We start from the raw sequence: 11,588 nt of genomic DNA on the forward strand, positions 1-11,588 counted from the left end.
AAAATACATAAGCGAGCGGATGGGCGAGGGTGCAGGGGGCAACGCAGGATGAAAGTAGAAAACGATAATCATGAACAAATCAATAGACTCGCATTCGAATCGGAGCTTTGGGCGCAAGGCTGCACGGCGGTAGCGGGCGTGGACGAGGTCGGCCGGGGCTGTTTGTTCGGCGACGTCGTGGCGGCCGCGGTTATTCTGCCTGTCGGACTCGTGCTGGAGGAGGTTAACGATTCGAAGCAACTGAGCGAGAAAAAGAGGGATAGGCTCTACGATCAAATTATCGCGGAAGCTTCGGCATGGTCGGTCGCGAGAGTCGAAGCGAAGGTGATCGACGAGATCAACATCCGACAAGCGTCGCGGCTAGCGATGAAACAGGCGGTGCTCGGTTTGGGCGTCGTGCCGGAGCATTTGCTCGTGGATGCGGAAACGGTGGATTTGGAAGTGTCGCAGACTGCGATTATCAAGGGAGATTTCCTCAGCCAGTCGATCGCGGCGGCATCGATTATCGCCAAAGTAACGAGAGACAGGCTGTGCGCGGACGTATGGGATCGGCTGTATCCGGGCTACGGCATCGCGGCGCACAAAGGTTACGCGACGAAGACGCATCGAGAAGCGATCGCGGCGCTCGGTCCGACGCCGCTGCATCGGCGCAGCTTCCTCGGGAACATCGGGGTGGAGCAGCAATTGTTGTTTTAGGCATTTAGGGCTGTAATCGATTTGCCGATACATAGAATAGATAGATTGAGCGGCGGGAGGAAACGGCATGAGCATGAACGTCAATATCGGACAACTCGCGCGGGCGTTGCTCGGCGACGCGCAGCCCGCGGACGCGGCGCGCGCGTTAGAGCTGAGAATCGGTCAAATCGTGCGCGGCGTGCTGCTCGAGATGATGGACAATCAAGAGGGGCTAGTCAACATCAACGGGCTGCATGTTCGCGCCAAGCTGGAAGCGGACATGCCTCTCGGTCGCGGCATGTTGCTGCAGGTGCAGCCGAGCCCAAACGGAGATGTCGTGCTGAAGCCGCTTGCCGACGCGACGGACGCATTGCCGGAGGAAGCGCTGAAGGACGCGCTGAAGTCGTTCGGCTTGCCGGATCAAAGGACGAGCATGGAGCTATTGCGCGGACTGAAGCGCGACGGCTATCCGCTGACGAAGGAAACGGCGGCGCATTTCCACGCGGCGATGGCGGCCAAGCCTGCCGGCGTCGATGCGCAAACGTGGATGGGCGCGGCGGACGTGGCGTTCCGTCGCGGATTGACGCCGACGGAGACGACGCTCGGATCGCTGCGGCAAGCGTTATTCGGACAGCCTCTGCACGAGGGGCTTAACGAGCTTCAGACAGCGCTCTCGAAGTGGCTGGGCGGCGAAGAGGCGACGGGCTCGCAGGCGCGTGCGAGTATGACAGGGAAGGACGCTGTCGCGGCGGGTCAGCGCTTGCAGCAAGTGCTAGCCCAAGGGGCTGCGATCGTCGCGGAAGGCGAGGCGCATCTGTCGGGCATGGCCCGGCCGGCTGGCCTCGGCGCGCCTGCGGCCGGCATGGAAGCCCCGGCGCAGGCGGCGGGTTCGCGGCCTGCAACTGTAACTGGCCCGGCCCAGCCTGCGGCAGGGGCCGGCACGGGTACGGCCGCCGAGGCAACGCAGGCGGCCGGAGCTGGCGCGCGGGCGGCGGATGCCCCGCGCGCCGATAGCTCGAGCGCGGCGAACGCGACTAGCGTCGCTGCGCCGCGGCCTGGCGCGGCGGATGCCGCTCGCCCGCAAGCCCAGGCGCTGCCGCTGGAGTCGGCAGCGCAAGAGCCGCGCGCCGCGGCATTGCCGGCGGCGCCGAAGCAGGAAGCGGCCGCGTGGATCGGCCGCTTCCTGCAATGGCTCGGCGTGGAGCACGAGCATAAGCTGCTGCAGCACGCCGAGCCATTGACGGCGCAGCAGCGGATGCCCGGCCCCGGCGCCGAGTTGCCAGCCTCCGCTCCGGCAATGCCGGGGGCTGCGGACAACCCCGAGGCTCGCGGAGCCGCGGATACGCTCAAGAGCGCCTTGCTCGCGCTGGCGTCGCACGACGACGCTCCGCCCGCTCTCCGCGAGGCGGCGCAGCATCTGGCCAACCAAGTTACCGGCCAGCAGTTGCTGCTCACGTCCGATCGCAACCCGAATGTGCCGCTCAGCCATATGACGCTGTTCATTCCGATGAAGAACGAGAACGGCGACACGACGGCGACCGTCCACGTTCAATCGAGGCGCAACCGGCGCGGCGAGTGGGACGCGGACAATTGCAGGCTGTTGTTCGATCTTCGCATGCGCCATATCGGCGATACGATCGTCGACGTGCAAGTCGTCGACAAAATCGTCTCGTTAAAGCTGCTCAGCGACTTCCCGGGCATGTCCGAACTGATCGAGCAGGCGAGAGGCGAGCTTAGCGCGGGAATGGAAGGCGCGGGCTTCCAATTGTTATCGTTGAACGTGGCTCCGTTGCCGCAATGGAAGCCGGGCTCGGAAGCGGCCGCTGCCGATGCGGCGGCCGGCAACGGCTTGGAACGCACCGTTCCGGCCGGCGCGTACGCCGCCAAGCCTTACAAAGGGGTTGACTTCCGCGCATGAGCAGAGAAGAGGCGAAGAGCCGAACGCTGCCCAAGAAAGCGGTAGCCCTCAAATATAGTCCCGAACAAAGATCCGCGCCGGTCGTCGTGGCCAAGGGCCAGGGCGTCATCGCGGAAGAGATCCTGCGCAAAGCACAGGAAAGCGGTGTTCCGGTGCAGGAGGACTCTTCGCTCGTCGAAGTGCTGTCCAAGCTTGACCTGGAGCAGGAAATTCCTTCCGAGCTCTATTCGTTGGTCGCCGAAATTCTCAGTTTCGTCTACCGCTCCGACCAACGCGCTTCCAGGCGCAACTAATCCGTTAGAAGAGTAAAGAGGAGGCTCGAACGATGGATGTCCGGCATCAATCCTCCCGCTCGAAGCCTCGTCGTTCTACGGACAATCGAGCGGCTACGGGCCGAATGGGCGAACAAGCGGCGGCAGACTATCTCGCGAATTTAGGTTACCGGATCGTCGCCCGCAATTGGCGCTGCCGCATCGGAGAGATCGATCTGATCGCAGAAGACGGCGGCACGCTCGTGTTCGTGGAAGTGCGCGCCCGCACGAATCCGACGAAGTTCGGCACCGCGCTCGAAGCGGTGACCCCCCTCAAGCAACGCCAAGTCCGCGAGGTTGCGGCGTATTATTTGGCGCAGCGCAAGTCGGCATCACCCCCGTCCGTACGGTGCGACGTCGTCGCCGTCACGTTCCGCCTAGACGGCACTATCGCGGAACTCAGGCACATTCCCGGCGCGTTCTAATCGCCGGTTGTTCCATAGGAACCCCGCCATCCCTCCGAATAAAGGTCAATTTGACCTCTAAATCGCCGAAACCCCGACGCGCCTCCGAAAAAAGGGTCAATTTGACCTCTAAATCGCCGAAACCCCGACGCGCCACCGAATAAGGGTCAATTTGACCTCTAAATCGCCGAAACCCCGACGCGCCTCCGAAAAAGGGTCAATTTGACCTCTAATCCGCCGAAACCCCGACGCGCCTCCGAAAAAGGGTCAATTTGACCTCTAAATCGCCGAAACCCCGACGCGCCTCCGAAAAAGGGTCAATTTGACCTCTAAATTGCCGAAACCCCGCCACACCTCCGAATAAAGATCAATTTGACCTCTAATCCGCCGAAACCCCGACGCGCCACCGAATAAGGGTCAATTTGACCTCTAATCCGCCGAAACCCCGACGCGCCACCGAATAAGGGTCAATTTGACCTCTAAATCGCCGAAACCCCGCCACACCTCCGAATAAAGATCAATTTGACCTCTAATCCGCCGAAACCCCGACGCACCACCGAATAAGGGTCAATTTGACCTCTAATCCGCCGAAACCCCGCCACACCACCGAATAAAGGTCATATTGACCTCTAATCCGCCGAAACCCCGACGCGCCACCGAATAAGGGTTAATTTGACCTCTAAATCGCCGAAACCCCGACGCGCCTCCGAATAAAGGTCATATTGACCTAATCCGCCACACCCCCGCGCCATCCATTTCCGCATTCCATGAAACCGATTGCCCGCTACTTCGTATGAATCTTTGGTAAGCCTGGATTGGTAAACCTTTCATTTCTAAGAAGGAGGCAACTACGACATGGATGTGATCGACATCGGCCGCAAGCCCCGCAACCCGAATCAAGTCGAGATACCGCCGGGACTGATCAAAAAAATCTTGATCGGCATCGGCGCGGTAATTTTACTGCTGCTTCTCTACTCCTCTTTTTACACGGTGCAGGAGCAAGAGAGAGCCGCGATACTTACTTTCGGCAAATATACGGAGGAGACGACGGCCGGTCTCCACTTCAAATGGCCTTATCCGATTCAAGAGGTCGTGAAAGTGCCCGCGGAGCTGACGCAAGTCATTACGATCGGGTACACGCAACGAGGCGACATCGTGACGCCGAACGAAGAAGAGGCGCTGATGATTACGGGAGACGAGAACATCGTTTCCGCCGACGCCGTCGTTCAATGGAAAATCAGCAGCATCCGCGATTATTTGTACAATATCGACGATCCGGAGCAGTTCATGCGCAATGCGGCGAGCTCCTCGATCCGGTCCGTAATCGGCTCCACGAAGCTGGATTATGCGATCACCGACGGCAAGACGGAAATCCAAGAGAAGGTGCGGGAGTTGCTCATCGACCTGCAATCGAAGTACAATACAGGCATGCAGATCGTCGGCGTGAAGTTCCAGGATATCGAACCGCCGGACGGCGCCGTGTCCGATGCGTTCCGCGCCGTTACGAACGCCCGCGAAGAGAAGAACACAAAGATCAACAACGCGTCCAAGTACGAGAACGACCGTATTCCGAAGGCGCGCGGCGAAGCGCAGGCGCTCATCGAGAACGCGGAAGGCGTGAAGAAGTCTCGTATCCTTAATGCGGAAGGCGACGTTGCCCAGTTCAACGCCATTTACTCCGAGTACGCGAAGAATCCGGGCGTTACCCAAAGCCGGTTAGTCATCGAGACGCTGGAGAAAATATTGCCGAAAGCCAAAATTTTCATTACCGAATCGGGCGGCGACACGGTGAAATATTTGCCGATCAACGAGTTGATGCGAGGTTCAAGCCAAGCATCCGCTAAAGCTGCTACTGCTCCTGCAGCAAGCGCGCCGTCCCCGGCACCGCAAGCTGATGCTGCGCAAGGAGGGACGGCGAAATGAGCAAAAAATCGATTTTAACGACCGTCGGCGTTCTCGTTTTCCTCATTCTCGGATTTACCTCGATGTACGTCGTCAAGGAAGGCGAATACAAAGTCGTCCTGAAGTTCGGAGAAGCGGTCAGAGTCGTCGAAGACCCGGGCTTGCACTTCAAAATTCCGTTCATCGAAAGCGTCTCGAAGCTTCCGAAGTATCAAATGATGTATAGAAGCCAGCAGACGCAAATTCTGACGAAGGACAAAAAGCCGATTCTCGTGGACAACTACACGGTGTGGCGCATCGACGATCCGGAGAAGTTCCTCAAGACGGCCAAAACCGTCAGCGCGGGCGTTAAGCGGATCGACGAAACCGTCTATAATACCGTTCGCGCGAAACTTCCTGCGATCAACTACGAGAACATCATCAGCGAGAACACCGAGCGGGGCAACATCAACGACGAAATTACGCGCGAAGTAGCGGCAACGCTGAGCGGAGACAATTACGGCATCGAGGTCATCGACGTCAGAATCAAACGGACGGATTTGCCGGACGCGAACAAGGAAAGCGTCTATAACCGGATGATCTCCGAGCGCCAGTCGATCGCCGCGCGTTACTTGTCCGAGGGCGACGAGGAGTCGAAGAAGGTAACTTCCAAAGCCGATCGCCAGGCGACCGAGTTGCTAGCGCAAGCGGAGGCGGACGCGAAGAAGATTATCGCCGAAGGCGAGCAGCAAGCCGCGAAAATCTATAACGAATCGTACGGCAAAGATCCGGAGTTTTATAGTTTCTATCGTACGCTGCAAAGCTACGTAACGACGCTGAACAACGAGCCGGTCATCCTGATGCCGATCGATTCGCCGTACACTCGCATCTTGTTGGGTCAATAGCCAGAAGAGAAGGGTGATTCACGCTGAATAACACGTTATTGCCGATCGAACAGCTCAAACGCTTCAAGAACGAAATCACCCGATTCATGATGATGTACAAATTCGCGCTCGACGCGCTCGAGACGAAGGTCGAGATTCTGAAGGAAGAGTTCCAGTTCCTTCACGACTACAACCCGATCGAGCATACGAAGACGCGCCTGAAGACGCCCGAAAGCATTCTGAACAAAATCAGCCGCAAAGGCTGCGATATCAGTCTGCCGAGCATTCGCGAGCACATTAAAGACATTGCGGGCATGCGCATCACGTGCTCGTTCGTCTCGGACATTTATCGGATCAGCGATATGCTGTCGCGACAGAAAGACTTGAACATCATCGAAGTCAAGGATTACATTCTGCATCCGAAGCCGAACGGCTACCAAAGCTTGCACGTTATCGTCGAAGTTCCCGTGTACATGTCCGACAGGGAAGAGAACGTATGCGTCGAGGTGCAGATTCGGACGATCGCGATGGATTTCTGGGCGAGCTTGGAGCATAAGATTTTCTACAAGTACAACCAATCCGTCCCGCAGCGGCTGCTTCAGGAGCTGAAAGAAGCGGCCGATTCGGCGGCTGCCCTCGACAAACGGATGGAGCGTCTCCATAAGGAGATCGAAGCGATCAAGGAGAGCCGGAACGGAGCGGAGGACGATCCGGTCATCAGCATTCGCAACGAGCAGTTCGCGATCCCGGCGGCATTGCTGGAGCTAATAGACTCCGGAGGCAACGGAAACGGAGAGAAGAAATAAGGGTACGGGGACGACGGAAGCCCATTCCGTCGTCCCTTTCTATTGGAAGAGGGGATTTAGCCGATCATAGACAGGAACTGCTGCGCGGCTTTTGATAGCGGCATGTTGCGCAACGTCATGAAGCCGACCTGGGAGGGAGGAACTTTCACATCGAGCTTGATTGCGAACAGCGTGCCGTCTTCAAGGTGACGGGCGGCGAATTCGCGCGTAACGAAAGAGATGCCCAACCCTTTGCGCGCGAATTCGAGCAGCAGATCGACGCTGCCGACTTCGATCTGCGGCGTCAGCTCGTGACCGTGTTCGCGGAACAAGTCCGTAATGGCCGATCTTGCGCGGCTGTTGCGCGAGAAGAGAATGATCGGGTAGCGAAGCAACTGTTCCATCGACAGCGTCTGATCTTTCAGCTCCGAGAACTGCGAACCGGCGACGAAGCAGTCTTGAAGCTCGATGCCCCGATTAATTTCCAGTTGCGTATCGGAGATCGGGAGGCGAACGACGCCGAGATCGATCGCGCCTTCCTTGAGAGAAGCGATGAGCTCCGGCGTCGTTCCGTGGATGAGACGAATGGCGATTCCGGGATGCGCTAGACGGTAAGCTTCCAAGTAAGCTAGCAAATAGTGTTTGAACAGCGAGTCGCTCCCGCCGATTCGCAGCTCTCCGCTCTCAAGATTGCTGAGCTCCGCCATTTTGTCTTCCGCGAGCGTAATGAACGTGTGCGCTTGCTCGATATAGGCATATAGAATGGCGCCTTCCTGCGTAAGTTCGACGCCTTTGGCGTTGCGGGCGAACAGCGTTGCGCCAAGGCTGGATTCCAGTTGCTTGATCGCATGGCTGACGCTCGGCTGAGTGAGATACAGCAAACGTGCGGCTTGGGTGAGACTGCCAGTCTTCGCCGCTAAGTAAAACACTTTATAAAGTTCGTAGTTAATCATAGACATGGTTTATGACTCCTAGTAAATATATTAATTTCTTATATACCAACCGTCTCTATTATACTGGGAACAAGAGTTGGATACTAGGCTAGGAGGCGATTACAATGGAACAAACCGTTTCTAAAGCGACAATCGAGCAACTGAGCATAAATACGATACGTACATTAACGATCGACGCGGTCGAGAAAGCGAACATGGGCCACCCGGGCATGCCGATGGGCGCAGCTCCGATGGGATACGCGCTGTGGACGCGCCAAATGAAGCATAATCCGCGCAATCCGGAGTGGTTCAACCGAGATCGCTTCGTCTTATCCGCCGGACACGGCTCGATGCTGTTGTACAGCTTGCTTCATCTGAGCGGATACGATCTATCGCTGGACGATCTGAAGGAGTTCAGACAGTGGGGAAGCCGCACGCCGGGTCATCCCGAATACGGACACACCCCGGGCGTCGAAGCGACGACGGGCCCGCTCGGGCAAGGGCTTGCGATGGCCGTCGGCATGGCGATGGCGGAGACGCATCTTGGCGCGGTGTTCAATCGCGAAGGCTTCCCGGTCGTCGATCATCATACGTACGTTATTTGCGGCGACGGCGACTTGATGGAAGGCATCTCCGGCGAGTCCGTCTCGCTGGCCGGACACTTGAAGCTCGGCAAGCTCGTCGTGCTATACGATTCGAACGATATTTCGCTCGACGGCGAGCTGAACATGGCGTTCTCGGAAAATATTAAAGGCCGCTTCGAGTCTTGCGGCTGGCAATATTTGCGCGTGGAGGACCAGAACGACGTCGTCGCGATCGCCGGGGCGATCGCCGAAGCGAAGCAAGAAACCGGCAAGCCTACGCTTATCGAGATCAAGACGACGATCGGTTACGGCAGCCCGAACAAAGCGGGTAAAGGCGGTCACGGCGGGACGCACGGCTCTCCGCTCGGCAAAGAAGAATTGCGTCTTACGAAGGAAGCGCTGGGCTGGCCGCTTGAGCCGGATTTCTACGTGCCGGAAGAAGTAAGAGCGCATTTCGGCCAATCTCTCGTGCGCGGCGAAGTCGCGGAGGCGGCTTGGCTGCAGTTGCTCGGTGATTATAAACAAGCTTACCCCGAGTTAGGCGCGCAGCTTGAACAGGCGATTCGCGAAGAGCTGCCGGCAGGCTGGGAAGCGGGCATCCCGAGCTTCATCGATCTGCAAGCGCAAATTTCCACGCGTACGGCCTCCAGCAAAGTCATTAACGGTTTGGCGGACACGCTGCCGCTGCTGATCGGCGGTTCGGCGGATCTCGCAAGCTCGAATATGACGGCGATGGCGAATTACGGCAACTATTCCGCGAAGCAGTACGACGGTCGCAATCTGTGGTTCGGCGTGCGCGAGTTCGCGATGGGAGCCGCGCTGAACGGTATGTCGCTGCATGGCGGGCTTCGCGTATACGGCGGCACGTTCCTCGTGTTCAGCGATTACCTGCGCGGCGCGATCCGTCTGTCCGCGCTCATGAAGCAACCGGTTATTTACGTCTTCACCCATGACAGTATCGCGGTAGGTGAAGACGGCCCGACGCACCAGCCGATCGAGCAAGTGCCGTCGCTGCGGTTAATCCCGGATTTGACGCTGTTCCGTCCGGCCGACGCGAACGAGACGGCTGCCGCCTGGCGATATGCGCTCGAATCGAAGGAAGGCCCGTTCGTGTTCGCGCTCACGAGACAAAACCTGCCCGTTCTGCCTGGAACGAGCGCGCTGGCGAATGAAGGCGTCGCTCGCGGCGCGTACATCATCTCCGGCCGCGCCGATCAACGGCCCGACGTGCAGATCGTCGCCACGGGCTCCGAAGTCAGCCTGGCGATCGCGGTTCAGCAGAAGCTCGCGGAAGAAGGAGCGAACGTTCGCGTCATCAGCATGCCGAGCAAGGAGCTGTTCGAGAAGCAAGACAAGAGCTACCGCAACAGCGTTATCGATCCGAGCGTGACCTCGAACGTCGTCATCGAGATGGCGCATCCGTCCGGCTGGGAATCGATCGCCGGCAACCAAGGCCTAATCGTCGGCATTCGCAAGTTCGGCGCCTCCGCGAAAGCGGATCGCGTCATCCAAGAATACGGCTTCACGGCTGACGGCATCGCGGAGCAAATCCGCGAGAAGTTCATTCGCCGTTAAGATTCAACCGGCTTCCTCGATGTTCTTGTCCAAGCAACGATAGCTGACCGCCTCGGCGACGTCCTCGGAGCGAATCGTCTCCCTGCCGGCGAGATCGGCTATCGTGCGGGACACTTTCAGAATGCGGTCGTGCGCCCGGTAGCTGAGCCCGAGCTGCTCGTACACGAGGTGCAGTAACTGCTCCGCGTCGGCCGCCATCATAGCCGCTGCGTACGTATGCAGCAACGAGCCTTGCAATTCGCTGTTCCAACGAATCCCGTACTTCGCGTAACGGGATTGTTGGCGTTCAGAGGCTTCGGTGATGAGACTCCTGGCTTCCTCGGAAGACAGCGAGCTCCGTTCTTTGAGGCGAACCGGCTGGCGCGGAAGCTCGACTTGCAGATCGAGCCGGTCCGCGAGCGGCCCGGACATTCGCGCTCGATACCTCGCGATTGCGAGCGGGCTGCACGTGCAAGGCCGATCGTCCGGCGACCCTCCGGCGAATCCGCAAGGGCACGGATTCATGCTGGCCGCCAACAAGAATCGGGCGGGGAAGCGGCATACGCCGCGGGCACGGCCGATCGTGACCTCGCGATCCTCGATCGGCTGCCGCAGCGCTTCCAAGCTCGCTCTGGAGAACTCCGCCAGCTCGTCGAGGAACAAGATTCCGTGATGGGCAAGCGTGACTTCCCCGGGCTTCGGAATCGAGCCGCCGCCGATTAAGCCCGCCATCGAGATCGAGTGATGCGGGGAGCGGAAAGGCCGCCGGCGAATCAACCCTTCGCGGCCGTTGCCCAGCTTGCCGCTCACGCTGACGATCTTCGTCACCATGAGCGATTCGCTCCCGGATAACGGCGGCATGATCGTAGGGAGCCTGCGGCATAGCATCGTCTTGCCCGTCCCGGGCGGGCCGACGAACAAGATGTTGTGCATGGCGCTGGCCGCGATCATGAGCGCGCGTTTGCCTTGCGCTTGGCCGATGACGTCGGCGAGATCGAGTTCACCGTCGGGCGTATCCATCGCGGGGCCGAATCGCTCGGGAGCAGGGCCGATCGTCTCGGATCTCGAAGCGTCACTATCCAGGCTGTCCACCAAACCGCCCGTCCATTGCGCGAGCGAGCGGATTCCGAATACCTCGACGCCCGTAATGAGCCGGGCTTCCTCGACCGCGTCCTCCGGCACGATGACTCGCCTTACGCCCGCGCTCCGCGCCAGCTCGGTCATCGGCAGCACGCCGGGTACGTTCCGTACCGAACCGTTCAACGCAAGCTCGCCGATGAACAGCGTCTGCTCGAGCAGCGCCGGGTCGACTTGCCCGCTCGCGCATAAGATGCCTGCCGCGATGGCGAGATCGAACGCGCTGCCTTCTTTGCGCAGATCGGCAGGGGCGAGATTAATCGTAATCCGGTCCATCGGAAACTTCATGCCGCCGTTCTTGATCGCGGCCCGGACGCGTTCGACCGACTCCCGAACGGCCGAATCCGGCAAGCCGACAACGGACACCTGCGGCAACCCCGAACAAATATCGACTTCGACCTCGATGAATCTACCCTCTACGCCAAGAACGCTGGCGCTTAGCAATTTCACGTACATAACAAAAAGCACCTTCCTCCGACGTAATCCTACGTACGGGAAGGTGCTTCCTTCCGATTCATATCCA

Annotated in this window: 10 protein-coding genes; 8 read left to right on the top strand and 2 right to left on the bottom strand. The window is 58.9% G+C overall.

Going from position 1 to position 11,588, the window contains the following annotated elements:
• Positions 1-48: 48 nt before the first annotated feature.
• The 7 genes from COHPA_RS0100760 to COHPA_RS0100790 all read left to right on the top strand — a co-directional run bounded on the left by COHPA_RS0100760 (position 49) and on the right by COHPA_RS0100790 (position 6,879).
• Entirely contained in the window at positions 49-696 is a 648-nt protein-coding gene (locus COHPA_RS0100760; RefSeq protein WP_027084278.1) for a ribonuclease HII, read from the top strand.
• 67 nt (positions 697-763) lie between these two features.
• Positions 764-2,593, top strand: a complete 1,830-nt coding sequence (locus COHPA_RS0100765) for a hypothetical protein (RefSeq protein WP_027084279.1) — start codon at positions 764-766, stop codon at positions 2,591-2,593.
• On the top strand, positions 2,590-2,886 hold the full coding sequence (locus tag COHPA_RS0100770) for an EscU/YscU/HrcU family type III secretion system export apparatus switch protein (RefSeq protein WP_027084280.1): 297 nt from the start codon (positions 2,590-2,592) through the stop codon (positions 2,884-2,886). Before COHPA_RS0100765 ends, COHPA_RS0100770 begins: the two co-directional genes overlap by 4 nt.
• 32 nt (positions 2,887-2,918) lie before the next feature.
• Positions 2,919-3,329 (top strand): YraN family protein, encoded by a 411-nt coding sequence (locus COHPA_RS0100775; RefSeq protein WP_027084281.1) that lies wholly within the window; start codon positions 2,919-2,921, stop codon positions 3,327-3,329.
• Positions 3,330-4,163: 834 nt separating this feature from the next.
• Positions 4,164-5,231 (top strand): FtsH protease activity modulator HflK, encoded by a 1,068-nt coding sequence (hflK, locus tag COHPA_RS0100780; protein WP_027084282.1) that lies wholly within the window; start codon positions 4,164-4,166, stop codon positions 5,229-5,231.
• Positions 5,228-6,094, top strand: coding sequence for a protease modulator HflC (gene hflC, locus COHPA_RS0100785; RefSeq protein ID WP_027084283.1), 867 nt, complete (start codon positions 5,228-5,230; stop codon positions 6,092-6,094). The genes hflK and hflC overlap by 4 nt, the downstream gene beginning before the upstream one ends.
• Before the next feature lie 86 nt (positions 6,095-6,180).
• A complete protein-coding gene (locus tag COHPA_RS0100790) occupies positions 6,181-6,879 on the top strand; it encodes a GTP pyrophosphokinase (RefSeq protein WP_084760911.1) in 699 nt (232 codons plus the stop codon).
• 56 nt (positions 6,880-6,935) lie between these two features.
• Here COHPA_RS0100790 and COHPA_RS0100795 read toward each other — a convergent pair whose 3' ends face one another.
• Positions 6,936-7,817 (bottom strand): LysR family transcriptional regulator, encoded by an 882-nt coding sequence (locus COHPA_RS0100795; protein ID WP_027084285.1) that lies wholly within the window; start codon positions 7,815-7,817, stop codon positions 6,936-6,938.
• A gap of 98 nt (positions 7,818-7,915) precedes the next feature.
• Between COHPA_RS0100795 and tkt the strand changes: the two genes are divergently transcribed.
• Entirely contained in the window at positions 7,916-9,949 is a 2,034-nt protein-coding gene (tkt, locus tag COHPA_RS0100800; RefSeq protein WP_027084286.1) for a transketolase, read from the top strand.
• A gap of 3 nt (positions 9,950-9,952) precedes the next feature.
• On the opposite strand, the gene COHPA_RS0100805 is transcribed toward tkt, so the two are convergent.
• Positions 9,953-11,521, bottom strand: a complete 1,569-nt coding sequence (locus COHPA_RS0100805; RefSeq protein WP_027084287.1) for a YifB family Mg chelatase-like AAA ATPase — start codon at positions 11,519-11,521, stop codon at positions 9,953-9,955.
• Between the last annotated feature and the right edge of the window lie 67 nt (positions 11,522-11,588).

The organism is Cohnella panacarvi Gsoil 349 (genome assembly GCF_000515335.1).
GTDB classification, from domain to species: Bacteria; Bacillota; Bacilli; order Paenibacillales; family Paenibacillaceae; genus Cohnella; species Cohnella panacarvi.